The organism is Streptomyces sp. NPDC059816 (assembly GCF_042732055.1).
In the GTDB taxonomy this organism is placed as follows: domain Bacteria; phylum Actinomycetota; class Actinomycetes; order Streptomycetales; family Streptomycetaceae; genus Streptomyces.
On the sequence record NZ_JBHWIQ010000002.1, the window covers coordinates 223,638 to 247,679 of the forward strand.

The following is a 24,042-nucleotide window of genomic DNA, read 5'->3' on the forward strand; positions in this document are numbered from 1 at the left end:
GGAGCAGCCGCACCGCGGGCGCCGCCCGGGCCCCGGCGGCGGAGGGGGTCAGCCCCGCCGCTCCTGCTTCTGCTTGCACTCCACGCACAGGGTGGCCCGGGGGAACGCCTGCATGCGGGCCTTGCCGATGGGCTTGCCGCAGTTCTCGCAGAGCCCGTACGTCCCGGCGGCGAGCCGTTCGAGGGCGTGTTCGGTCTGTTCGAGCATGGTGCGGGCATTGGCCGTGAGGGAGAGTTCGTGCTCGCGGGTGATGTTCTTGGTCCCGGTGTCGGCCTGGTCGTCGCCCGCGCCGTCCCCGGAGTCCCGCATCAGCCCCGCCAGCGACGCCTCGGAGGAGCTGATCTCCTCGCGCAACCGGGTCGCGTCAGCGGACAGCAGCGCCCGGGCCTCGGCGACCTCCTCGGCCGTCCAGGCGTCCTCGCCGGGGCGCACCGGCAGTTCGCCGGGTTCCGCTGCGGCGAGCCGTGCTCCCGGCACCGAGGTGGGCGCCTTCGTCCCCGTGGTCGTGCCCCGCGTCTTCTTCGCAACCACTGTCGTGGCTCCCGTCGTCTCCGCGACCGCAGTCGCCCTGTCGGTGCTGCGCGTGCCCCTACGGCTCCCCGAACGCTTCGTCGCCCCGCCCGGGGTGGTCTCGGCCGCTCCTGGGATGTCTGCCCGGCCGGCGGCCCGCTTACTGCTCCGGCCCGCGCTCGTGGACGTGGTCGTGGTCGTGGTCGTACGTCCGCCCTTCCCGGCCGTCGCCTTCCTGGCCGCCGTCCTCTTCGCCGCGGTCGACTCCTTGGCGGGCCCTTCGCCGACCGCCGGTTCCCCGGCCACCACCTCCTCGTGCACGGCCTTCTGAGCGACACCCTTCTGCGCAGCCGTCTTCTTGGCCGCGGTCTTCTTGGCCGCCGTCCTCTTGGCAGGGGCCTTCTTCGGGGCGGCCTCCTTGGCTGCCGTTCCCTTCGCAGCCGCCTTCTTGGTCGCCTTCTTGGTCGTGGCCTTCGCCGGCGCCTTCTTCGCCGGCGCCTTCCCGGCGGCCCCGGGCCCGTCGCCGCCAGCACCGCCCGAAGGGGCGTCCGCCCCGGAGGGCGCGTACTGCGCGGCGGTCTTCTTCGCCACCATGGCCGCGGCCCCTTCAGCTGTCGGGATCGTGCACCCACATCGCTCTCGGGACGATAAATCGCCACGCTAAGAGCGGCAAACGGTGACGAACCCACCGAAACAGTCACTCCCGGTCGACGGACCGCTCCCGCCGGTGCCACAGCCGCACCAGTACGCACGGGCCCGCCGTCCCCCGTTCGAGTCACCCCTGGCGCGCTCGGCCTCCCGGAGCGCCCGGGCTGGTGCGGCCCCTCGGCAAACCGGTTCGGCAGCCGCGCCCGGGGCCCGTACACTGGCGGAGCGAACAGGTGTGGATGGGGCCGAGTAGCGGCGTACGCAGCCCAGAGCGACCCGGGGACGGTGGGAGCCCGGGGGCGAGCGCGGTGCGAAGATCTCCCCGGAGCCGTCGGAGGAAAACCCGCCCAACGGGCGCCAGGGGCCAGTAGAACCGACATCGCACCCCAATGAGGGGGCCGTCCGGCGCAGCCGTACCGGAAGGCCAAGGAGGGTGGTACCGCGGGAGCACGCCTCAGCAGGCGCACCGGCTCTCGTCCCTCCGACGGAAGGCAGCAGTCCGTTGGAGGAGCCGTCGCGATGACCCCGCCCCCGCAAGAATCCGCGCACAGCGTCGAGGCGCAGTACCAGCAGGTGCCCGCCCAGATCGACCTGCCCGCCCTGGAGCACGCCGTGCTCGACTTCTGGCGCGAGAACAAGATCTTCGCCAAGAGCCTGGAGCAGTCGGAAGGGCGCCCCGAGTGGGTGTTCTACGAGGGCCCGCCGACCGCGAACGGCATGCCCGGCGCCCACCACATCGAGGCCCGGGTCTTCAAGGACGTGTTCCCCCGCTTCCGGACCATGCGCGGCTACCACGTGGCGCGCAAGGCGGGCTGGGACTGCCACGGCCTGCCGGTGGAGCTGGCCGTCGAGAAGGAGCTCGGCTTCAGCGGCAAGAAGGACATCGAGGCGTACGGGATCGCCGAGTTCAACGACCGGTGCCGCGCGTCAGTGACCCGCCACACGGACGCGTTCGCCGAGCTGACCAACCGCATGGGCTACTGGGTCGACCTGGACGACGCCTACCGCACCATGGACCCGGAGTACATCGACTCCGTGTGGTGGTCGCTGAAGGAGATCTTCGGCAAGGGCCTGCTGGTGGAGGACCACCGGGTGGCGCCCTGGTGCCCGCGCTGCGGCACCGGCCTGTCCGACCACGAGCTGGCCCAGGGCTACGAGACGGTCGTCGACCCGTCGGTGTACGTGCGCTTCCCCCTGACCTCCGGCCCGCTGGCGGGCGAGGCGGCGCTCCTGGTCTGGACGACCACCCCGTGGACGCTGGTGTCCAACACCGCCACCGCCGCCCACCCCGAGGTCGTCTACGACGTGGTGACCGACGGCACCGAGAAGCTCGTCGTCGCCCGACCGTTGGTGGCGAAGGCGCTCGGCGAGGGCTGGGAGCCCACCGGACAGAGCTACACCGGCGCCGAGATGGAGCGCTGGTCCTACCGGCGCCCGTTCGACCTGGTGGAGTTCCCGGCCGACGCCGGCCCCGCGCACTACGTCGTCAACGCCGACTACGTCACCACCGAGGACGGTACGGGACTCGTCCACCAGTCCCCCGCCTTCGGTGAGGAGGACCTGTTGGTCTGCCGCGCGTACGGGCTGCCGGTGGTCAACCCGGTCCGCCCGGACGGCACCTTCGAGGAGGATCTGCCGCTCGTCGGCGGCACCTTCTTCAAGAAGGCGGACGAGGCGCTGACCCGGGATCTCCAGGAACGGGGCCTGCTGTTCAAGCACATCCCGTACGAGCACAGCTATCCGCACTGCTGGCGCTGCCACACCGCACTGCTGTACTACGCCCAGCCCTCCTGGTACGTCCGGACCACCGCGATCAAGGACCGTCTCCTCGAAGAGAACGAGAAGACGAACTGGTTCCCCGACTCCATCAAGAACGGTCGCTACGGGGACTGGCTCAACAACAACATCGACTGGGCGCTGTCCCGCAACCGCTACTGGGGCACTCCGCTGCCGATCTGGCGCTGCGAAGAAGGCCATCTGACCTGCGTCGGCTCCCGCGCGGAGCTGACGGAGCTGACCGGCACCGACCAGTCGGAGTTGGACCCGCACCGGCCGTTCATCGACGCGGTCACCTTCCCCTGCCCCGAGTGCACGGCCACTGCGACCCGCGTCCCGGAGGTCATCGACGCCTGGTACGACTCGGGTTCGATGCCGTTCGCGCAGTGGGGCTACCCGTTCCAGAACAAGGAACTGTTCGAGAGCCGCTACCCGGCGCAGTTCATCTCCGAGGCGATCGACCAGACCCGCGGCTGGTTCTACACGCTGATGGCGGTCGGCACCCTGGTGTTCGACAAGTCCTCGTACGAGAACGTGGTCTGCCTCGGCCACATCCTCGCCGAGGACGGCCGCAAGATGTCCAAGCACCTCGGGAACATCCTGGAGCCCATCGCGTTGATGGACCAGCACGGCGCCGACGCCGTGCGCTGGTTCATGGCCGCCGGCGGCTCCCCCTGGGCGGCCCGCCGCGTCGGGCACGGCACCATCCAGGAGGTGGTCCGCAAGACGCTGCTGACCTACTGGAACACGGTCGCCTTCCAGGCCCTGTACGCCCGTACGTCCCGGTGGGCGCCCTCCGCGGCCGACCCCGCGCCCGCCGAGCGCCCGGTGCTCGACCGGTGGCTACTCTCGGAACTGCACGCACTGACCGACCAGATGACCCGGGCGCTCGACGCGTACGACACCCAGCGCGCCGGCAAGCTGCTGTCGGCCTTCGTCGACGACCTGTCCAACTGGTACGTCCGGCGCTCCCGCCGCAGGTTCTGGCAGGGCGACAAGGCCGCGCTGCGGACCCTGCACGAGGTGATCGAGACGATCACCCGACTGATGGCGCCGCTGACCCCGTTCATCACCGAGCGGGTCTGGCAGGACCTGGTGGTCCCGGTGACGCCGGACGCGCCAGGATCGGTGCACCTGTCGACGTGGCCCGAGGCGGACCTCGACGTGATCGATCCCGAGCTGTCCCGACAGATGGTGCTGGTGCGGCGGCTGGTGGAACTCGGGCGGGCGACCCGTGCGGAGTCCGGGGTGAAGACCCGTCAGCCGCTGTCCCGGGCCCTGATCGCGGTGTCCGGCTTCGACTCGCTCCCGGTGGAACTGCACGCGCAGATCACCGAGGAGCTGAACGTCACCTCGCTCGCCTCGCTGTCCGAGGTGGGGGGCTCCCTGGTCGACACCACGGCGAAGGCGAACTTCCGCGCCCTCGGCAAGCGGTTCGGCAAGGGGGTGCAGGCGGTCGCCAAGGCCGTCGCCGAGGCGGACGCGGCGGCGCTGTCGCTCGCACTGCGCGAGGGTACGGCGTTCGTCGAGGTCGACGGCGAGAAGGTGGAACTCGCGGCGGACGAAGTCATCATCACGGAGACCCCGCGCGAAGGCTGGTCCGTGGCGTCCGACTCGGGGGCGACGGTCGCCCTCGATCTGGAGATCACCGACGAGCTGCGCAGGGCCGGACTCGCCCGGGACGCGATCCGGTTGATCCAGGAGGCCCGCAAGAACAGCGGGTTGGACGTCGCCGATCGGATCGCGCTGCGCTGGAACGCGGGGGACGAGCGGGTCGTCGAGGCGCTGTCGGAGCACGGAGGGCTGGTGTCCGAGGAGGTGCTCGCCTCGGAGTTCGTTCGGGCGGAGCCCGAAGCCCCCGTCTTCTCGGACCCTGCGCTGTCCCTGACCTTCAGTCTCCGCAAGGTCTGACCCCGGGCCCGGGGCGCACCCGTTCCCTGCGGGTGCGCTTCGGGACGCACGGTTCCCTGCGGGTGCGTTGTGGACTTCGCGCAGTTCCCCGCGCCCCTATCGGGGCCCGTTCGGTAGCCAGTGCAGCTCGTGCGCCAGGGTTTTGGCGACGGCACGGATGCGGCGGTGTAGCGGGGACTGCTCGCGCGGGAGCACCAGGTGGATCGTTAGGCTGGGCGCGCCCCGCAGCGGTCGCCAGGTGAGACCGGCCGGCTGTGTCGTGACCACGGCTTCTCCGGCCGGGGCGAGGGTGACCCCGTCGCGCAGGTCGCTCTGAGACATGTCGAAAGAGACTGCGGGCGTGTGGAATCGGGGGTGTGGTCGGGCATCTCGGAACAGTGCGGACAGCTGATCGTGGATCACAGGATTGGCCGCACGGTCCGGGAGTCGCAGCGGATACGCGGCCGCCTCGGCGATCTCGATCTCCGGGTGTTCGGCCAGTGGATGGTGTTGCGCGAGCTGGACCCCGATGCGCGCACGCCGCAGCAGGAACCGGCGCACGCCACGGCCCGGCTGTTCACCGCGGGTGATCCCGGCATCGATGCGGCCGTCGGCGACCGCGGGGGAGATCTCCGGTGTCGCCATCGGGACCGCACTGACCTCGAGTCCGCTGTTGCCGCGAATCAGCCTGTCCACCAGGGCCGGTGCCGTCTCGGCCCCGGCGCTGAGGCTGTATCCGATGCGCAGTGTGCCCAGTTCACCGGCCGCGGCGCTCCGGGCGGTGTCCCAGGCCCGGTCCAGCGCCGCCAGCGCGGGCGGCGCGGACTCCGCCAAAGCCGCACCGGCCGTGGACAATACGACGCTGCGCGTGTTGCGGACCAGCAGGGCCGTACCGAGTTCCGCCTCCAATCGGCGCATCCGGGCGCTGAGTGCGGGCTGTGCGATACCGATCCGGGCGGCCGCGCGGGTGAAGTTCAACTCCTGTGCCAGCACCAGGAAGTACCGCAGGCTCACCGTATCCGGCGCCACGCGCCCTCCCTGCCGATTGATAACGATCCGTTCTGAGTCTATCCCGCACCGGTCTTTCCCTCGACCGCAGATCAAGCCCTAACCTGCGCATATGACGATTCAACTGACCGCAGTGCCCGTCACCGGGATCGGTCGAACACAGGAGGTTTCCATGGCTAAGGGCTACTGGGTCAGTGTCTACCCCGCCATTTCCGACCCCGAGAGGCTGACTGCCTACGACGAGCTGGCCGGTTCGGCCGTCCAGGCTGGGGGCGGGCGCACCCTGTCCCGGATCCCGTCCCTCGGTGGTCGAGTCGTCGCCCACGAGGCCGGAATCACGCAACGCGTCGTTCTGATCGAGTTCGACAGCTTTGAACAGGCCGTCGCGGCCTATGAGAGCGAGGCGTACCAGAAGGCGCTGGTGGCCCTCCCCGACGGCGTCGAGCGCGACTTCCGCATCATCGACGGCATCGACTGACCGGCGAGGCAGACGACGACGGCGAGAAGCACCCGAGACCCAGGGGCGCGGGGAACTGCGCGAATCGCACTGCGTACCCGCAGGGAACAGCGCACCGCCAGGTGTACGCACCAAAGGGGGCGCGGGGAACTGCGCGGGTGACCGCAGCGCACCGAGCAGGACAGCGCACGTACAGGTGGACGTACAGGGCTGCGCAGCAAAAGGGCGGGGCCCCCGGAGTACCGGGGGCCCCGCCCTACGTGGGTCAGCGACCCGTCAGTTGTCGTCCTCGTCGATGAGGAAGCCCCGCATCGGAGAGGGAGCCTGCTGCATCGGCTGCGGCGCCTGCGGCCGAACCGGAGCCATCGGCTGCGTCATCGCGGGCGACATCGCCTGCTGCCCACCGTACGACGGACCACCCTGCGCGGGCGCCCCACCCATGGACTGCCCGCCGTAGGAGGGCGCACCCGCCCCGGCCGGAGCCATCGACGGCGCGGGCGACGGCGGCAGCGACGCGGCGGACGGCGTCCGCGGCGGGGCCAGCGAGTCATCGGCCTGGGTCTCCAACTGACGCAGCTGGGACTCCAGGTACGACTTCAGCCGCGTGCGGTACTCGCGCTCGAAGCCGCGCAGGTCCTCGACCTTGCGCTCCAGCGTGGCGCGGGCGGACTCCAGGGAGCCCATCGCGACGCGGTGCTTCTCCTGCGCGTCCCGCTCCAGCGCATCGGCCTTGGCGCGGGCGTCCCGCTCCAGACCCTCGGCGCGACTACGGGCCTCACCGACGATCTTGTTGGCCTCGGACCGGGCTTCGGCGATGGCCTGGTCGGCCGTCTGCTGCGCGAGCGAGAGCACCCGGGCGGCGCTGTCGCCACCGGGACCCTGACCGGGCTGGGACATCTGCGGACCGTGGCCGCCCATGGGTCCACCCATGGGGCCGCCCATCTGCTGCATCTGGCCGGGGACACCCTGCTGCATCGGACCGGGACCCTGCTGCATCGGTCCACCGGGACCCTGCTGCATCTGACCGGGGACACCCTGCTGCATCGGTCCGCCAGGACCCTGCTGCATCTGACCGGGAACACCCTGCTGCATGGGACCGGGGCCCTGCTGCATCGGGCCGGGACCCTGCTGCATGGGGCCCGGGCCGTGGCCACCCGGACCGGCCGGCAGCTGCGGTGCACCGCTCGGCAACTGCGGCGGGCCGCCCATCGGGCCACCCATCTGCTGCTGTTGCTGCGGCGGCACCGGCTGCGGTCCCGATATGGCAGCGGGCACCGGACCCGGTCGCTCCTGCTGCTGCTCCGGAGGCTTGCGCATTCCGGCCTGCTGCTGGTTCTGCGCGGCGGCCCGGGTCGCCGCGGCCAGTTTGGCGCGCAGGTCCTCGTTCTCGCGTAGCAGGCGGGTCAGTTCGGCTTCGACCTCATCGAGGAAGGCATCGACCTCGTCCTCGTCATAGCCTTCTCGAAGGCGGACGGTCGTGAACTGCTTGTTCCGCACGTCCTCGGGGGTCAATGGCATCTCTTTACCTCAACGTAGTCGTCGGCGGGATCAACCCCCGCATCAGCGGGGACCGTCATCGTTCACAGTCGGCTCACGACGGAGATCAAGATGTAGACGATGATCATCAGAACGAAGAAGGACAGGTCGAGCGCCACGCCCCCGAGACGCAGCGGTGGGATGAACCGTCGCAGCAACTTCAGCGGTGGATCAGTGACAGTGTAAGTGGCCTCCAGAACGACCACCATCGCCTTGCCGGGTTGCCACGAGCGGGCGAACTGGAAGACGTAGTCCATGACCAACCGGAAGATGAGCACGATGAGGAAACACATCAGCGCGATGTAGATCACGTCCAAGAACACGCGCATCTGGTGCTGTCCCTCTCCCCTGGTTCGTGCCTGCGTCGTCGTACCGGATTATCGGCCTGCGGCCGGTCCTGCGTCTCAGCTCTGGTTGAAGAACCCGCCCTCTGCGATGCGAGCCTTGTCCTCCGCCGTGACATCGACGTTAGCAGGAGACAACAGGAACACCTTCTGGGTCACGCGTTCAATACTGCCGTGCAGACCGAAGACGAGGCCAGCGGCAAAGTCGACAAGTCGCTTCGCGTCGGTGTCGTCCATCTCGGTCAGGTTCATGATCACCGGAGTGCCCTCACGGAAGTGTTCGCCGATGGTACGGGCTTCGTTGTACGTCCGCGGGTGCAACGTGGTGATCCGGTACGGCTCCCGCTCGGACACGACCTTGGGCATGATCACCGGCGCGTTCTTCTCCAAGCTCTGGCGGTCGGGTGTGATGGATGCCACGGGAGCGATGCGCGCCGGGCGTGCCGATTCCACCGCGAGCGCGGCGGACTGGGGCACGGGGTCGCGCTGCACGGGAGGTTGCACCACTCGTACCGATTCGTCCCGCTGGGACTGTAGCGGTTGGCCATGGCCCTGATGGGACTGGTGCGGCGTGTCGTGTCGTCGGTGATCCCGCTCGGACTCCGGGTCCAACTCGGGTTCGAAATCGTCATCGGGGTCGAAACCCCTGCCGTCGTACCCATCGTCCTCCACGAGGCCGAGGTAGACCGCCATCTTGCGCATCGCGCCGGCCATGCTCTGAGTCCTCCGCTCTGTGGTGGATCGGCGTGGTGGATCGGCTGACGCCAACCAAGTCTCCGCGATCCACGTGGTCCACCCGTCAAACCAACGGTAATGACCATATTTTCTGCTGTGGTCCGACTTCTTGGTGACGTTACCCGAGCCCGGGACGGACTCCGAGTACCGCACTACCGACGCGCACATGTGTCGCTCCGGCCGCAACGGCCTCTTCGAGGTCCCCGCTCATCCCTGCTGACACCATGTTCGCAGTAGGATGCTCCGCGCGCAGGGCAGTCGACAAATCCATCAACCGCCCGAACGCCTCGCGTTGCCGTCCGGCGTACGGACCGGTGAGCGGTGCGACGGTCATCAGACCGTCCAGCCGGAGCCCTTCGGCCCCGGCGATCAGGGCCGCCAACTCCCCGATCCCGTCGGGTCCGACCCCGCCGCGCTCACCGCGGGCGCTCTCCCGGGCGTCGAGCGCCACCTGGACGAGACAGCCGACCTCGCGACCGGCGCGCACCGCCTCCCCCGACAGCGCGGTCACCAGCCTGGCCCGGTCGACGGACTGCACCTCGGAGGCGTAACCGAGGACCGAGCGGACCTTGTTGGTCTGCAACTGCCCGACGAAGTGCCAGGTCAGCGGGAGGTCGGCGCAGGCTGCGGCCTTGGGGGCGGCGTCCTGGTCCCGGTTCTCCGCGACCTGCCGGACGCCGAGCTCCCACAGGAGGCGGACATCACTCGCCGGGTAGGTCTTGGTGACCACGACGAGAGTGACGTCCGCCCGGTCCCGTCCCGAGGCGACACAGGCCGCCGCGAGGCGTTCCTCCACCTTCGCCAGATTAGCTGCTAGTTGTCCCTTACGGTCCGTCATGCCCTACCAGTCCAACCAGACATAGCCCGCGAGCCGACCCGTGGTGCGGTCGCGGCGGTACGAGAAGTGGTGGTGCGACTCCCGCGTACACACCTCGGAACGCTTCCGGTCGTGCACTCCGAGGCGCTCCAACTGCGCGTGCACTCCGGCGGACACGTCAACGGCGGGGGTGCCCCAGGTGGTTTCCGCATGGGCGGCCGGTTCGACGGCGGCCACCTCGGCGCGCATCTCCTCGGGCACCTCGTAGCAGCCGCCGCAGACCGCGGGACCGGTCCGCGCGATGATCCGGGCGGGTTCGGCGCCGAGTTCCGCCATGGCGGCCACCGCGGCGGGGACCACCCCGGCGACCAGACCGGGGCGTCCGGCGTGGGCGGCGGCGGCGACCCCCGCGACCGGGTCCGCCAGCAGGACGGGCACGCAGTCCGCGGTGAGCACGGCGAGCGGAACTCCGCGCCGGGCGGTGACCACGGCGTCGACCCGGGGGGCCGGGGACTCGCCCCAGGGCCCGTCGGTCACGGCGACGCCCTTGCCGTGGACCTGGTTCATCCAGACGACGGAGGCCGGGTCGAACCCCAGGTTGCCGGCGGCGATGCGGCGGTTGGCACGGACTGCGGCGGGGTCGTCTCCGACGGCCCCGCCGAGGTTCAGCTGTTCATACGGAGCGGCGCTCACCCCGCCCCACCTGTCGGTGAAGGCGAAGTGCGCGCCGCTCGTGGTGCTCCGGTCCGGGATCACCTCGCCGGATCGACCTATCACTTGAGGAAGTCCGGCACGTCCAGCTCCTCCGCGGCGCTGTCGTACCGGGCGGGCGGGACCTGCGGCGAGAGGCCGGAGGAACCCGGGGCGCCGGAGGAACCCGAGACCGGAGCCTCGACGGGCTCCGACTTCACCGGCGGCTCCTCGCGCGGCGTGACGCTGCCGAGGCCGCCGTACGTCGGACGGGACTCGACGGAGCGGGCGGGAGCGGACTCCTCGCGCTTGGTGCTGCTGGCGCCGAGGCTGCCGTGCTGCTTGGGCGGGGGCTGACCCCCGTCGAACCCGGCGGCGATGACCGTGACCCGCACCTCGTCACCGAGGGCGTCGTCGATGACGGCGCCGAAGATGATGTTGGCTTCGGGGTGAGCGGCCTCACTGACGAGTTGGGCGGCCTCGTTGATCTCGAAGAGGCCGAGGTCCGAGCCGCCGGAGATGGACAGCAGCACTCCGCGGGCCCCGTCGATGGAGGCTTCGAGCAGCGGCGAGGAGATCGCCATCTCGGCGGCGGCCACCGCGCGGTCGTCGCCACGGGCGGAACCGATGCCCATGAGCGCGGAACCGGCTTCGGACATCACCGACTTCACATCGGCGAAGTCGAGGTTGATGAGACCGGGGGTGGTGATGAGGTCGGTGATGCCCTGGACGCCCGAGAGCAGGACCTGGTCGGCCGACTTGAACGCGTCGAGCACGCTGACCTGGCGGTCCGAGATGGACAGCAGTCGGTCGTTGGGGATGACGATGAGGGTGTCGACCTCTTCGCGGAGTTCCGCGATGCCGTCCTCGGCCTGGTTGGCGCGGCGGCGGCCTTCGAAGGTGAAGGGCCGGGTGACCACGCCGATGGTGAGGGCGCCCAGCGAGCGGGCGATGTTGGCGACGACGGGTGCGCCGCCGGTGCCGGTGCCGCCGCCTTCGCCGGCGGTGACGAAGACCATGTCGGCCCCCTTGAGGACCTCCTCGATCTCTTCGCGGTGGTCCTCGGCGGCCTTGCGGCCGACGGCCGGGTTGGCCCCGGCTCCCAGGCCCCGGGTGAGTTCGCGACCGACGTCGAGCTTGACGTCGGCGTCGCTCATCAACAACGCCTGGGCGTCGGTGTTGATCGCGATGAACTCGACACCCTTGAGGCCGACCTCGATCATCCGGTTGATGGCATTGACACCACCGCCGCCGACACCGATGACCTTGATGACTGCGAGGTAGTTCTGCGGTGCTGCCACGTCGAGAGCCTCTCGCCTCGATTTACGTGCCGTCGCTCGCCGTGTCGCGCCGCGACGGCCAATGCCGAATTGGGACGGTCCGAACGCCGACCCGAACCCTAACGCTGAAGTTTAGGGTTACCAGTGTGCCTGTTCCTTGGACTCTTCCGAACAGGACACTAAGTCGACAAGTGGCGCGCGTTCAACGAACACGCCGAACCTCCCGTTTTTCTTTTCACCCTATGTGATCAGCCGTAGCGCTGCCCACTCAGGGTGCTGGCCTGGGCAAATGTGCGTCAACTCGCCGCTGACGCCGGGGCGGTGGGAACACTGACGTCGAAGTGCCTGGCCTTGGGAGCCGCTTTCATCAACGCAGTGAGGGTGACGCCCTTCGCCTCGCCCTTCTCGACGCTGCCCCAGTCGACCGTACGACCACCGGCCAACTCCAGCGTGATCGAGTCATAACTGCGGACCTTGAGGGTACGCGTCTGCCGGGCCACCCGGGCCGGGACGGCGGACATGACCTCGACGGCGGCACGGGTGAGTTCCCCGGTGGCGAAGCGCTGGGGCCCCGGGGTCCGACGGGGCGTCAATTCCAGTACGGGAACACCCGAGGGTGCCCGGGCGACGGTCGCGAACCGCACCGCCTCCTCGTCCACTTCGATGAACTTTCCGCCCTTTTCCACAATCAGGACCGGTTTCCGCTCGGTGACTTCCAGTCGGATTCCCCGCGGCCAGGAACGAATGACGTCAACCTCGTCGATTCTGGGCAACTCGCCGGCGAGCCGATCCGCGATCCGGTCCGTGTCGACGGAAATCAACGGGGTGCCGAGCCGGATCCCGGCGGCCTCCCGCACCTCGTCCGGACCGAGGACGCCGGTTCCGGAGACGTTCACCTTGCCGACCCTCAGCCACGGGGACCCGTACAGGGCCCAGATCCCCCCGCCGACGAGGACGGCCAGGGCCGCCGCGGACAGTACCAGCGTGCGGGTACGGGCCCGGGGCAGACGGCCGGTCAGCCGGGACGCCAGGGCGGCGAACCGGCCCGGCTCCTCGGGGGGACCGGGCGGGCCGGAGCCCGGGTCCCGCTCACCGTCCGCGGTCGTCGGTCCGGCCACGTTCCCTGCCTTCCGTCACGCTCTGGGCGCGAACCGCACTGGGGTCACGCCCTGGCGCGTGACGCGATCGCTTCGTACACCATGCCGACGAGCAGGTCGTCGGCGTCCCGGCGGCCGAACTCCGACGCGGCACGGGACATCTGGTACAGCCGGTGCGGGTCCGCCAGCACCGGCAGGACGTTGCCCTGCACCCACTGCGGCGTCAGCTCGGCGTCGTCGACAAGCAGTCCACCGCCGGCCTTGACCACCGGCTGGGCGTTGAGCCGCTGTTCCCCGTTGCCGATGGGCAGCGGGACGTAGGCGGCCGGAAGTCCCACGGCGGACAGTTCGGCGACGGTCATCGCGCCCGCGCGGCAGAGCATCATGTCGGCCGCGGCGTACGCGAGGTCCATCCGGTCCACGTACGGTACCGGGATGTAGGGCGGCATCCCGGGCATGTTGTCGATGTGCGGCAGTTCGTTCTTGGGGCCGACCGCGTGCAGGATCTGGATGCCGGCCTGCTGGAGGTACGGCGCGGCCTGCTGGACCACCTCGTTGAGGCGGCGGGCACCCTGGGAGCCGCCCGACACCAGGAGCGTCGGCAGGTTGGGGTCGAGTCCGAAGGCGGCCCGCGCCTCGGGCCGGACGGCCGCCCGGTCCAGGGTGGCGATCGAGCGGCGCAGCGGAATGCCGATGTAGCGGGCACCGCGCAGCTTGTTGTCCGGGGTGGAGACCGCGACCTGGGCCGCGTACCGGGAGCCGATCTTGTTCGCCAGGCCGGGGCGGGCGTTGGCCTCGTGGATCACGATGGGCACGCCGCGGCGTTTGGCGGCCAGGTAGCCGGGCAGGGCGACGTAGCCGCCGAAACCGACCACGGCGTCCGCCCGGGTGCGTTCGAGGATCTGCTCCGCCGCCTTGATGGTGCCGCGCAGCCGTCCGGGAACGGTGATCAGCTCCGGGGTCGGCTTGCGGGGCAGGGGCACGGCGGGGATCAGCGCCAGTTCGTAGCCCCGCTCGGGGACCAACCGGGTCTCCAGGCCGCGCTCGGTGCCCAGCGCCGTGATCCCCACGGTCGGATCGTGCCTACGCAGGGCGTCCGCCAGGGCGAGCGCGGGCTCGATGTGTCCGGCGGTACCTCCGCCGGCGAGTACGACATGCACCGAAATTCACCGCTCTCCGGACGGGCGCGTCCTGACGCGCCGTCGCATCGTGTTCCAACTCCGGGACGTCCGGTCCGTCCCGGAGCCCCTTCCCGCGGTCCGCTTGCGGCCGTGGGCCCGTTGCCGGGCGAGTGCCGCCCGGGCCGCGGGTTCGTCCCTCGCGAAGGCGATCAGCAGGCCGACGGCGAACATGGTCGGCAGCAGGGCCGACCCCCCGTATGAGAACAGCGGGAGCGGGACACCGGCGATCGGCAGCAGGCCGAGCACCGCACCCATGTTGATCACGGCCTGGGCCATGATCCAGGTGGTCACGCCACCCGCGGCGTACCTCACGAAGGGGTCCTCCGTGCGTCCGGCCACGCGGATACCCGCATAGCCTAGGGCCGCGAAGAGCCCCAGCACGGACAGAGTGCCCGCGAGACCCAGTTCCTCACCGGCAATCGCGAAGATGAAGTCAGTGTGGGCTTCCGGGAGTTGACCCCATTTTTCCACACTGGCACCGAGTCCGGAACCAAAGAGTCCGCCGGACGCCAGTGCGTAGATTCCGTGGACGGCCTGCCAACAGGGGTCGGTGGGTCCGCCCAGTTCCGAGGCGCCGATGCACTGGAGGCGGGACATCCGGTTGGGGCTGGTCCTGATGAGGACCGCGCCGACCACCAGCGCGACGGCGAGGACTCCGGCGAACAGCCGGGTGGGCGCCCCCGCGAGCCACAGCAGCCCGAACAGGATGGCGGTCAGGATGATCGCCGTTCCCATGTCCCCGCCGAGCATGATCAGGCCCAGCACCATGAACGCGACCGGGACCAGGGGCACGAGCATGTGCTTCCACTGGTTCAGCAGTCGTTTGTCCTGTTTGCGAGCGAGGAGGTCGGCGCCCCACAGCACGAGGGCCAGCTTCCCGAACTCGCTCGGCTGGAGCTGGAAGATGCCGAACTCGATCCAGTTCTGGTTGCCGTTGACCGCGACCCCTATCCCCGGCACCTGGACGAGCACCATCAGGGTGACCGCACCGGCGAGCATCGGATAGGCGAGCGCCCGGTGCAGCTTGATGGGCATGCGGGAGGCGACCAGCAGCAGGACCGCGCCGAGCGTGGCGGCGAGCAACTGCTTGCGGAAGAAGTACGACCCGGGCAGGGAGAGCTGCAACGCCCGGATGATGGACGCCGAGTAGACCATCACCAGCCCCAACAGGGTGATGAGGAAGCTACTGCCGAGAATCAGATAATAGGCGGTCAACGGGCGGTCCCAGGCCCGTCGGGCCCGGCCGCGCAACCGCCTCAACGACGACTCGCGCCGCCCTGCGACGGGTGCCGCGGGCGCCGGCTCCCGCCGGGTGGCCGCCGCGGCCCGCCCGCTGCCGCTCACCACGCGCAACCCCGATCGCCACCACGCTCCGGCCACGACGCACTCACGCGAACCCTCCCAGGCCTACGGGCGCCCCGCGCGTCCACGTGACCGGCTCAGGCGCCGTCGGAGTCGAGTTCGCGGACCGCCGCCGCGAACGCGTCCCCGCGCTCGTTGTAGTTGGTGAACATGTCCATGGAGGCACAGGCCGGGGCCAGGAGGACGGTGTCCCCCGCGCGCGCCAGCCCCCGGGCGGCCTCGACCACCGCGGACATCGCCCCAGTGTCGGTCCGGTCCACGTCGACCACGGGCACCTCGGGCGCGTGTCGCGCCAGGGCTTGTCCGATCAGCGCGCGATCGGCACCCAGCAGGACCACGCCCCGCAGCCGCTCGGCCGCGGAGGCGACGAGTTCGTCGAAGGACGCCCCCTTGGCGAGCCCGCCCGCGATCCACACGACCGGCGCGTAGGCGGCGAGCGAGGCCTCGGCGGCGTGCGTGTTGGTGGCCTTGGAGTCGTCCACGTAGGCGACCGAGTCCACGTCGGCGACGTGCGAGATCCGGTGGGCGTCCGGGCGGAAGGCGCGCAGCCCGTCCCGTACCGCCGCGGCGGGCACGCCGAAGGCCCGGGCGAGCGCGGCGGCGGCGAGCGCGTTGGCGATGTTGTGCGGGGCCGGCGGGTTCACGTCCGCGACCTCGGCGAGCTCCTGGGCCTGCCGCTGCCGGTCCGCCACGAACGCGCGGTCCACGAGGATGCCGTCGACGACCCCGAGTTGGGAGGGGCCGGGCGGGCCGAGCGTGAAGCCGACGGCCCGACAGCCCTCTTCGACGTCGGCCTCGCGCACCAGGTCCTCGGTGGCCCGGTCGGCGGTGTTGTAGACGCAGGCGACCCGGTTGCCCTCGTAGACGCGTCCCTTGTCCCGGGCGTAGGCGGCCATGGAGCCGTGCCAGTCCAGGTGGTCGGGGGCGAGGTTGAGGACGGCGGCCGAGTGGGCGCGCACCGAGGGCGCCCAGTGCAGTTGGTAGCTGGAGAGTTCGACGGCGAGCACGTCGTAGGTCGCGCCGTCGCCGCGTTCCTGACCGAGGACCACGTCGACGATCGGGGTGCCGATGTTGCCGACCTCGGCGGTGCGCAGTCCGGCGGCGCGCAGGATGGAGCCGAGCATCCGGGTCGTCGTGGTCTTGCCGTTGGTGCCGGTGACCGCGAGCCAGGGGGCCGCGTCGGGGCCGCGCAGCCGCCAGGCGACCTCGACGTCACCGATCACGTCGACGTCCGCCGCGGCGGCCGCGGCGAACAGCGGCGAGGAGGGCTTCCAGCCGGGCGAGGTGACCACCAGGCCGGTCCCGTCGGGCAGGGAGTCCGCGTCGCCGAGGCGGACCGCGATGCCCTCCTCGGCGAGGACGGCCGCCGTCTGCCGGCGGGTGTCGTCGTCACCGCCGTCGACGACGGTGACGTGCGCACCGCAGCCGGCCAGGGCGCGGGCGGCGCTGAGGCCGCTCACGCCGAGGCCGGCGACGGTGATGTGCTGCCCCGCGAAGGAATCCGCGGGTCGGGTGCCCTCGAAGGTCACTTGTCCGCTGCCCATCCGGCGTAGAAGAGGCCGAGTCCGACGATCACGCACATGCCCTGGATGATCCAGAAGCGGACCACGACCAGGACTTCGGACCAGCCCTTGAGTTCGAAGTGGTGTTGGAGCGGTGCCATCCGGAAGACGCGCTTCCCGGTGAGCCGGAAGCTGCCGACCTGGATGACGACCGACATGGTGATGAGGACGAAGAGGCCGCCGAGCAGCGCGAGCAGCAGCTCGGTGCGGGAGCAGATGGCGAGGCCCGCGAGGGCGCCGCCGAGGGCCAGCGAACCGGTGTCACCCATGAAGATCTTGGCCGGCGAGGTGTTCCACCACAGGAAGCCGAAGCAGGCGCCCATCAGGGCGGCGGCGACCACCGCGAGGTCCAGCGGGTCCCGGACCTCGAAACACGCACCCGGGTTGGTCAGCTTGTTCGCGTCGGCGCAGGACTCCTGGTACTGCCAGACGCCGATGAAGGTGTAGGCGCCGAAGACCATCACCGAGGCACCGGTGGCCAGGCCGTCGAGTCCGTCGGTGAGGTTCACGCCGTTGGACATGGCGAGGATCATGAACAGCGCCCACACCACGAACAGGACGGGACCGATGGTCCAGCCGAAGTCCATGACGAAGGAGAGCTTGGTGGAGGCCGGGGTGAGTCCGCGCTGGTCTTTGAACTGCAAGGCCAGGAGCGCGAAGGCGATGCCGACGGTGAGCTGTCCGGCCATCTTCGCCTTGGCCCGCAGGCCCAACGAGCGGCGCTTGACGATCTTGATGTAGTCGTCGAGGAAGCCGACCAGGCCCATTCCGGCCATCAGGCCGAGGACCAGGAGTCCGGAGACCGTGACCGGGGCACCGGTGATGAGCTTGCTCAGGAAGTACGCGATGAGCGTCGCCAGGATGAAGGCGATGCCACCCATGGTCGGCGTGCCGCGCTTGCTGTGGTGCTCGCGCGGGCCGTCGTCGCGGATGTACTGGCCGTAGCCCTTGCGGGCCAGCAGCTTGATCAGCAGCGGCGTGCCCCCCAGTGTCAGGAACAAACCGATGACACCGGCGAAGAGGATCTGATTCATCATCGGGCGGCGACCTCACCCTCGCCGCTCGCGTCCCCTTCCAGCAGCCCCAGGGCCACCCGCTCCAAGCCGATCGCCCGGGATGCCTTGACGAGGACTACGTCCCCCGGCCGCAGTTCACTGCGCAATAGGTCGATCGCCGCCTGTGCGTCGGACACGTGCACCGACTCCTCACCCCACGAACCCTCGTTATAGGCGCCCATGCGCAGCCAGGCCGCTTCCCTGCCCCCGACTGCCACGAGCTTGCTCACGTTGAGCCGGACGGCTAGCCGTCCGATCGCGTCGTGCTCGGCGAGCGCCTCGTCACCGAGCTCGGCCATCGCACCGAGCACCGCCCACGTGCGGCCCCCTCGGTCCCGGGAGCCGCCTCCCATCGCGGCAAGCGCGCGCAGGGCGGCCCTCATGGACTCGGGGTTCGCGTTGTAGGCGTCGTTGACCACCGTCACGCCGTCGGGGCGCTCGGTGACCTCCATCCGCCAGCGGGAGAGGGTGCCCGCTCCGGAGAGCGCGCGTGCGACCTCATCCACGGGCATGCCCAGCTCATGGGCGACGGCCGCCGCGGCAAGCGCGTTCGACACGTGGTGCTCACCGTACAGGCGCAAGGTCACGTCTTCGCACCCGGAGGGTGTGTGAAGGCTGAAGCAAGGCTGTCCGGACGCTGTGAGCCGGACGTTCTCGGCCCGTACGTCCGCTTCGCCGGATTCCCCGAAGAGCACGACCCGGGCCTTGGTGCGGGTGGCCATCGCGCGGACGAGCGGATCGTCGGCGTTGAGGATCGCGATTCCGCCCTCGGCGGCGGCCGGAAGGGCTTCCACGAGTTCGCCCTTCGCCCGGGCGATCTGCTCCCGACCGCCGAACTCGCCGATGTGGGCGCTCCCGACGTTGAGGACGAGTCCGATGCGCGGTGGGGTCAGTTCGGTGAGGTACTGGATGTGGCCGATTCCGCGCGCCCCCATCTCCAGGACCAGGTAGCGCGTGTCGTCGGTGGCGCTGAGGGCGGTGAGCGGGAGCCCGATCTCGTTGTTGAGCGATCCCGGCGTCCAGACCGTCGGCCCGTGGTGCTGGAGCACCTGGGCGAGGAGGTCCTTGGTGCTGGTCTTGCCCGCCGAACCGGTGAGGGCGACCAGGGTGGCGCCGAGGCGTTCCACGACGGCCCGGGCCAGGGCGCCCAGGGCGCTCTGGACGTCGTCCACGACGATCGCGGGGACGCCGACGGGCCGGGCGGCCAGCACCGCCACCGCGCCCGCGGCGACCACCTGGGCGGCGAAGTCGTGGCCGTCGACGCGTTCCCCGGCGAAGGCGACGAAGAGGCTGCCGGGGACCACCTCGCGGGAGTCACGGACGACGGGTCCGGTGACGCGTACCGAGGGGTCCGGTATGTCGTGTGGTTGCCCGCCGACTACGGAGGCGATCTCGGCGAGGGAGAGGGCGATCACGTGTTCATCCCTGGGTCTGCTGGGCCGCTTCGCCGGCTTGCGCACCGCCGGCGTCGGCAGCGGCGGCTGCGGGGGCGGAGGCGGCGGCGAGGGCGCGCCGGGCGGCACGGGAGGACTCGATGGCGTCACGCAGCACGTGTCGGTCGTCGAAGGGTCGGAGCACCCCGCCGATGTCCTGGCCCTGTTCGTGGCCCTTGCCGGCGACGAGCACGGTGTCGCCCGGTCCGGCGAGCGCGACGGCCGCGGTGATCGCGGCCGTCCGGTCCTCGAAGACCCGGACCTCGCCGCGTTCGTGGGCGGGCACCTCGGCGGCGCCCGCGAGCATGGTCGCGAGGATCGCGAGGGGGTCCTCGGAGCGGGGGTTGTCGGAGGTCAGCAGGGCGGTGTCGGCGAGCCGGGCGGCGGCGGCGCCCATCGGACGGCGCTTGGTGGTGTCGCGGTCGCCGCCGCAGCCGAGCACGATGTGCAGCCGTCCCTCGGTGACCTTGCGCAGGGCGCGCAGCACCGATTCGACGGCGTCGGTCTTGTGGGCGTAGTCGACGACCGCCAGGTAGGGCTGGCCGACGTCGACGCGCTCCAGCCGACCGGGGACCCCGGGGACGGCGGCGATGCCCTCGGCGACGGCGTGCGCGTCGAGGCCGGCGGTGGCCAGGGTGACGATCGCGGCCAGGGTGTTGGCGACGTTGAACGGGCCGGGCAGCGGGGCGCGGGCGCTGAGCCGCTCCCCCGCCGGGCCCAGCACGGTGAAGGTGGAGCCGAGCGGGCCGATCTCCACGTCCTCGGCGCGCCAGTCGGCGTCGGGGTGGCCCTCCGCGGAGAAGGTGACGACCGGGACGGTCGCCTCGGCGACCAGTCGACGGCCGTACGCGTCGTCGTAGTTGACGACGCCCTGTTTGCTGCGGTCCGGGGTGAACAGCTGTGCCTTGGCCCGGAAGTAGTCCTCCATGTCGGAGTGGAACTCCATGTGCTCCGGGCTCAGGTTGTTGAAGACGGCGACGTCGAAGACGCAGCCGTCGACCCGGCCGAGGACCAGTGCATGGCTGGAAACCTCCATCGCGACCGCTTCGGCGCCGCGTTCGCGCATCACCGCGAACAGCGCCTGGAGGTCGGTGGCCTCGGGGGTGGTGCGCTCGGACTTGACGCGTTCGTCGCCGATCCGCATCTCGACGGTGCCGATGAGCCCGCTGACCCCGCCGACCGCCGCGTCCAGGCCGCCCTGGACCAGGTACGCGGTGGTGGTCTTGCCGGAGGTGCCGGTGATGCCGATCTGGAGCAGCTCCTCGCCGGGGTGCCCGTAGACGGTGGCCGCGAGGGCGCCCATCCGGGCGCGGGGATCGTCGACCACGAGGACCGGGAGCCCGGTGGCGGCGGCGCGGTCGGCTCCCGACGGGTCGGTCAGGACGGCCGTGGCGCCGAGCCCGGCGGCCTGGTCGGCGAAGTCGGCACCGTGGAGCCGGGCGCCGGGCAGTGCGGCGTACAGGTCGCCGGGGCGCACCGCGCGGGAGTCGTGGGTGATGCCGGTGACCTTCCCCCGGGCGGGGGCCGTCAGGCCCAGCTGATCGGCCAGCTCCGCGAGGGTGGTCTCAGAGACATGGGCCGGTCGCGGCGGCCCCGGGTAGCTCACGGAAGCGCCCTTCTGGGTGAGGTGTGACGGATCGGCGTGTGACACGGCGGTGAGCGTACCCGGCGCACCGTACTGGGGGCTAAATGGCCGGTTCGCGACGGTCACGGCCGGTCCGTCGGTGGGTGCGGGGCGCCGGGCGGGAACTCCGGGTCGGTTCCCCGGCGGAGGGGTGTTCGTGGTCACGGGCGGTTCCTGGTGGCTCTCGGGTGGTGCGGCGGTCGCTCGGTGGGCCGGTCAGGACCACCGCGTGCGGTCAGGGCGTGAACGTGACGGGGAGCCGCGCGGGCGGGGTGCCGGTCGGTGGCACCTGGAGGCTCTTGAGGGCGAACTGCATGACTTCCTTGTAGACGGGGCCACAGATCTGGCCACCGAAGTAGCTGCCCTTGGTGGCGTTCTGGATGGCGCAGTAGACGGTGACCCGGGGTTGGTCGGCCGGGGCGAAACCGGCGAACGACGAGGTGTAGCCGCGGTACTTGCCGGTGACCGGGTCGACGCGGTTGGCGGTGCCGGTCTTGCCCGCCACGCGGTAGCCGGGGATGCGGGCCTTGACGCCGGTGCCCTGCTCGTCGTCGACCACCGACTCCAGCATCCGGGAGAGGGTCCGCGCGGTGCGCTCGCTGACGACCCGGGTCTCCTTGGGTTCCGGAGCGGGGGTGAACCGGTCGTCGGGTCCGTGGTGGCCGCGTACGAGGCTCGGTTCGACGCGGACCCCGCCGTTGGCGATGGTCGAGTAGACGGAGGCCGCCTGCATCGCGTTGATGGACACGCCCTGGCCGAAGGGGATCGTGTACTGCTGCGAGGTCGACCACTTGTCGGGGGCCGCGAGGATGCCGGGGGTCTCGCCCGGGAAGTCGAGCCCGGTCGGGCCGCCGATGCCGAACTTGCGCAGGTACGAGTGGAGGACCCGGTTCGCCTGGGGCTGCGTCTTGCCGAGTTGGCCGGTGGCGAGGATGGTGCCGATGTTGCTGGACTTGGCGAGGACGCCGTTCAGGGTGAGGTACCAGGTGGGGTGGTCGACGTCGTCCTGGAAGAGCCGGTCGCCGCGGTGCAGCCGGTTGGGGACGGTGACCTTGGTGGACGGGGTGGCCGCGTTCTCCTCCAGGACGGCCGCCATCGACATGACCTTGGCGGTGGAGCCGGGTTCGAAGGCGTCCTGGAGCGCGGCGTTGCCGAGGGAGGCGGAGCCGGCGGCGGAGAGGTCGCCGGGGTCGAAGCCGGGGGCGTTGGCCATGGCCAGGACCTCGCCCGTGCGGGTGTCCTGGACTATCACGTAGCCGCGGTCGGCCTTGGACTTCTTGACCTGCTCGGAGATGGCGTTCTGGGCCGCCCACTGGATGTCCCGGTCGATGGTCAGCTCGACGTCGGAGCCGGGGACCGCCGGCGTCTCGGTGCCGCCCGCGGTGGGGACCTGGCGACCGCCCGACTGGGCGTAGGTGACCTCGCCGTCACGGCCCGCGAGTCGCCGGTCGAGTTGCTGTTCCATGCCGCCGCCGCCCTTGCCCTGGGCGTTCACGAAGCCGAGCAGGCCGGCCGCGAGGTCGCCGTTGGGGTAGACGCGCTGGCTGGTGGGCTCCTGGAAGACGCCCCCGAGGACGTTCGGGGCGTCCTTGTCGCCGGCCGCCTTGTCGGCACGGGCCTTGTCGGCGAGCGTGCTCTTGAGGTCCTTGATCTGGTTCCAGACCTGCGGGGTCTGACGGCGTGCCAGCACCACGTACCGGGTCTTGGGCGTCCTGAGCTTCTTGGTCAGTTCACCGGTGTCCTGGCCGAGGATGGGGGCGAGGAGCGCGGCGGCCTGCTCGGCGGCATCCGCGATCTTGGTCTCCTCCGGGCTGAACATCACCGGATCGGCGGTGATGTCGTACGCGTCGACGCTGGTCGCCAGGGCGACCCCGGAGCGATCGGTGATCGCACCGCGCTCGGCGGCGACCACCCGGGTCAGATAGCGGTTGGCCTCGGCCTTCGCGGAGTACTCGCTCGCGTCGACGGCCTGGACCTGGAGCAGCCGGACCACGAAGGCGAGCATGACGAGGGTCATCGCCACGCTGACCATCCGCAGCCGGGGCCGGGGGCTGCCCAGCCTCAGCGTCTTGCCCTGCCGGGGTCCCTTGGGCGGGCCGGAGGGCCCCGTGGAGGGGCGGGGGCGGGGGCGGCGCGGGGGGCGCACGCTGGCGGTGGGCTCCCCTTCACCGGCCCGTGCGCGCTCGGAGCCGCCCGGGGGGCGGGGGGCGGCGGGTCGACGGATGCGCTCGGACCCGCCCCGGCGCTCGCCCTCGCCGTGCGCGTGCCGGTCGGCACCGTCCGGCCGGCTGCGGTCCGGGCGGGCCGGGCGGTCGGGGTCGTGGGAGAGGCGTTCACCGGGGTCGCGGCGGGGTCGGCGGTCCGGACGCGACGGGCCGGGGACCCTGCGTCGCGGAGGTTCCCTGTCGGTCACCGTGTCACCTGCCGGAGGTCGTCGGTTCGGGGCTGGGCGAGGAAGCGGGAAGAGAAGGGGGCGCGGCCGAGGCCGAGGGGGCCGGCGGGGCGGCGGTCGCGGACGGCGTCGAGGTGGCGGTCCCCGTCGGGGCGGCGGACGCGCTCGCGGTGGACGAGCTCGCGGCGGGGGCGGCCGGGGTCGAGGGGCCCGGGGAGGGGGTGCCCGAGGCGGCCGGGAGCGTTCCGGGGGCGCTCAGCGCGGTGGGCGCCGGCTCGCCGGGGACCCCGCGCACCCTTCCGTCGGGTTCCAGGAAGGCGGGGTTGCCCCCGGGCACCATGCCCAGCTCCCGGGCGCGGCGCAGGAGCGCACCGGGCTTGGAGTAGGCGTCGACGTCCCGTTGGAGCGCCTGCTCCTCGTCGGTCAGCTCGGTGGTCTCCCGCTTCAGTTCGCTCAGCCGGAAGGACCCCTCGTTGAGGGACGAGTTCAGCATCAGCAGGGTGATCAGACCGCCGCCGAGCAGCAGCACCATCAGCAGGACGAAGGGGGTGCGGGCGGCCCGGCTGGGTCCGGCGGGCAGCAGCCCGGCGAGTTGGGCGGCCCGTCCGCGCAGCACCGGTCGCCTGCTCATGCGCCCCTCCCCGG

At 71.1% G+C, this 24,042-nt stretch carries 19 protein-coding genes; 2 read left to right on the forward strand and 17 right to left on the reverse strand.

What is annotated here, in order from left to right; translation table 11 throughout:
• Positions 1 to 48: 48 nt before the first annotated feature.
• On the reverse strand, positions 49 to 1,104 hold the full coding sequence (locus ACFV88_RS03600; RefSeq protein ID WP_385485560.1) for a TraR/DksA family transcriptional regulator: 1,056 nt from the start codon (positions 1,102 to 1,104) through the stop codon (positions 49 to 51).
• 573 nt (positions 1,105 to 1,677) lie between these two features.
• On the opposite strand from ACFV88_RS03600, the gene ileS reads away from it, so the two are divergent.
• A complete protein-coding gene (ileS, locus tag ACFV88_RS03605) occupies positions 1,678 to 4,845 on the forward strand; it encodes an isoleucine--tRNA ligase (protein ID WP_385485562.1) in 3,168 nt (1,055 codons plus the stop codon).
• 96 nt (positions 4,846 to 4,941) lie between these two features.
• Here ileS and ACFV88_RS03610 read toward each other — a convergent pair whose 3' ends face one another.
• Positions 4,942 to 5,853 (reverse strand): LysR substrate-binding domain-containing protein, encoded by a 912-nt coding sequence (locus tag ACFV88_RS03610; protein WP_385485564.1) that lies wholly within the window; start codon positions 5,851 to 5,853, stop codon positions 4,942 to 4,944.
• 151 nt (positions 5,854 to 6,004) lie between these two features.
• On the opposite strand from ACFV88_RS03610, the gene ACFV88_RS03615 reads away from it, so the two are divergent.
• Complete coding sequence (locus tag ACFV88_RS03615; RefSeq protein ID WP_385486024.1) at positions 6,005 to 6,310, forward strand: DUF1330 domain-containing protein; 306 nt, start codon at positions 6,005 to 6,007, stop codon at positions 6,308 to 6,310.
• Positions 6,311 to 6,565: 255 nt separating this feature from the next.
• Here ACFV88_RS03615 and ACFV88_RS03620 read toward each other — a convergent pair whose 3' ends face one another.
• The 15 genes from ACFV88_RS03620 to ACFV88_RS03690 form a co-directional block, all read right to left on the reverse strand.
• Positions 6,566 to 7,807 carry a DivIVA domain-containing protein gene (locus tag ACFV88_RS03620; RefSeq protein WP_385485566.1) on the reverse strand — a complete coding sequence of 414 codons (1,242 nt, stop codon included), beginning with the start codon at positions 7,805 to 7,807 and terminating at the stop codon, positions 6,566 to 6,568.
• A 62-nt stretch (positions 7,808 to 7,869) separates the two neighbouring features.
• Positions 7,870 to 8,154: a YggT family protein gene (locus ACFV88_RS03625; protein WP_385485568.1), complete on the reverse strand. Its 285-nt coding sequence runs from the start codon at positions 8,152 to 8,154 to the stop codon at positions 7,870 to 7,872.
• A 75-nt stretch (positions 8,155 to 8,229) separates the two neighbouring features.
• Positions 8,230 to 8,883, reverse strand: coding sequence for a cell division protein SepF (locus ACFV88_RS03630; protein ID WP_385485570.1), 654 nt, complete (start codon positions 8,881 to 8,883; stop codon positions 8,230 to 8,232).
• Positions 8,884 to 9,022: 139 nt separating this feature from the next.
• A complete protein-coding gene (locus ACFV88_RS03635) occupies positions 9,023 to 9,742 on the reverse strand; it encodes a YggS family pyridoxal phosphate-dependent enzyme (RefSeq protein WP_385485572.1) in 720 nt (239 codons plus the stop codon).
• Positions 9,743 to 9,745: 3 nt separating this feature from the next.
• Positions 9,746 to 10,477 (reverse strand): peptidoglycan editing factor PgeF, encoded by a 732-nt coding sequence (pgeF, locus tag ACFV88_RS03640; protein WP_385486026.1) that lies wholly within the window; start codon positions 10,475 to 10,477, stop codon positions 9,746 to 9,748.
• A 17-nt stretch (positions 10,478 to 10,494) separates the two neighbouring features.
• Positions 10,495 to 11,712: a cell division protein FtsZ gene (gene ftsZ / locus ACFV88_RS03645; protein ID WP_385485574.1), complete on the reverse strand. Its 1,218-nt coding sequence runs from the start codon at positions 11,710 to 11,712 to the stop codon at positions 10,495 to 10,497.
• Positions 11,713 to 11,987: 275 nt separating this feature from the next.
• Complete coding sequence (locus ACFV88_RS03650; protein WP_385485576.1) at positions 11,988 to 12,809, reverse strand: cell division protein FtsQ/DivIB; 822 nt, start codon at positions 12,807 to 12,809, stop codon at positions 11,988 to 11,990.
• A gap of 44 nt (positions 12,810 to 12,853) precedes the next feature.
• On the reverse strand, positions 12,854 to 13,948 hold the full coding sequence (murG, locus tag ACFV88_RS03655; protein ID WP_385485578.1) for an undecaprenyldiphospho-muramoylpentapeptide beta-N-acetylglucosaminyltransferase: 1,095 nt from the start codon (positions 13,946 to 13,948) through the stop codon (positions 12,854 to 12,856).
• 6 nt (positions 13,949 to 13,954) lie between these two features.
• On the reverse strand, positions 13,955 to 15,313 hold the full coding sequence (gene ftsW / locus ACFV88_RS03660; RefSeq protein ID WP_385486028.1) for a putative lipid II flippase FtsW: 1,359 nt from the start codon (positions 15,311 to 15,313) through the stop codon (positions 13,955 to 13,957).
• Positions 15,314 to 15,408: 95 nt separating this feature from the next.
• A complete protein-coding gene (murD, locus tag ACFV88_RS03665) occupies positions 15,409 to 16,875 on the reverse strand; it encodes a UDP-N-acetylmuramoyl-L-alanine--D-glutamate ligase (RefSeq protein ID WP_385485580.1) in 1,467 nt (488 codons plus the stop codon).
• Positions 16,857 to 17,930: a phospho-N-acetylmuramoyl-pentapeptide-transferase gene (gene mraY, locus ACFV88_RS03670; protein ID WP_385485582.1), complete on the reverse strand. Its 1,074-nt coding sequence runs from the start codon at positions 17,928 to 17,930 to the stop codon at positions 16,857 to 16,859. Before mraY ends, murD begins: the two co-directional genes overlap by 19 nt.
• Positions 17,927 to 19,363 carry a UDP-N-acetylmuramoyl-tripeptide--D-alanyl-D-alanine ligase gene (murF, locus tag ACFV88_RS03675; RefSeq protein WP_385485584.1) on the reverse strand — a complete coding sequence of 479 codons (1,437 nt, stop codon included), beginning with the start codon at positions 19,361 to 19,363 and terminating at the stop codon, positions 17,927 to 17,929. The genes mraY and murF overlap by 4 nt, the downstream gene beginning before the upstream one ends.
• Before the next feature lie 4 nt (positions 19,364 to 19,367).
• Positions 19,368 to 21,032, reverse strand: a complete 1,665-nt coding sequence (locus ACFV88_RS03680) for a UDP-N-acetylmuramoyl-L-alanyl-D-glutamate--2,6-diaminopimelate ligase (protein WP_385485586.1) — start codon at positions 21,030 to 21,032, stop codon at positions 19,368 to 19,370.
• Positions 21,033 to 21,240: 208 nt separating this feature from the next.
• Entirely contained in the window at positions 21,241 to 23,418 is a 2,178-nt protein-coding gene (locus ACFV88_RS03685; protein ID WP_385485588.1) for a peptidoglycan D,D-transpeptidase FtsI family protein, read from the reverse strand.
• Between the two features lie 4 nt (positions 23,419 to 23,422).
• Positions 23,423 to 24,028 carry a hypothetical protein gene (locus ACFV88_RS03690; protein ID WP_385485590.1) on the reverse strand — a complete coding sequence of 202 codons (606 nt, stop codon included), beginning with the start codon at positions 24,026 to 24,028 and terminating at the stop codon, positions 23,423 to 23,425.
• Positions 24,029 to 24,042: the final 14 nt, after the last annotated feature.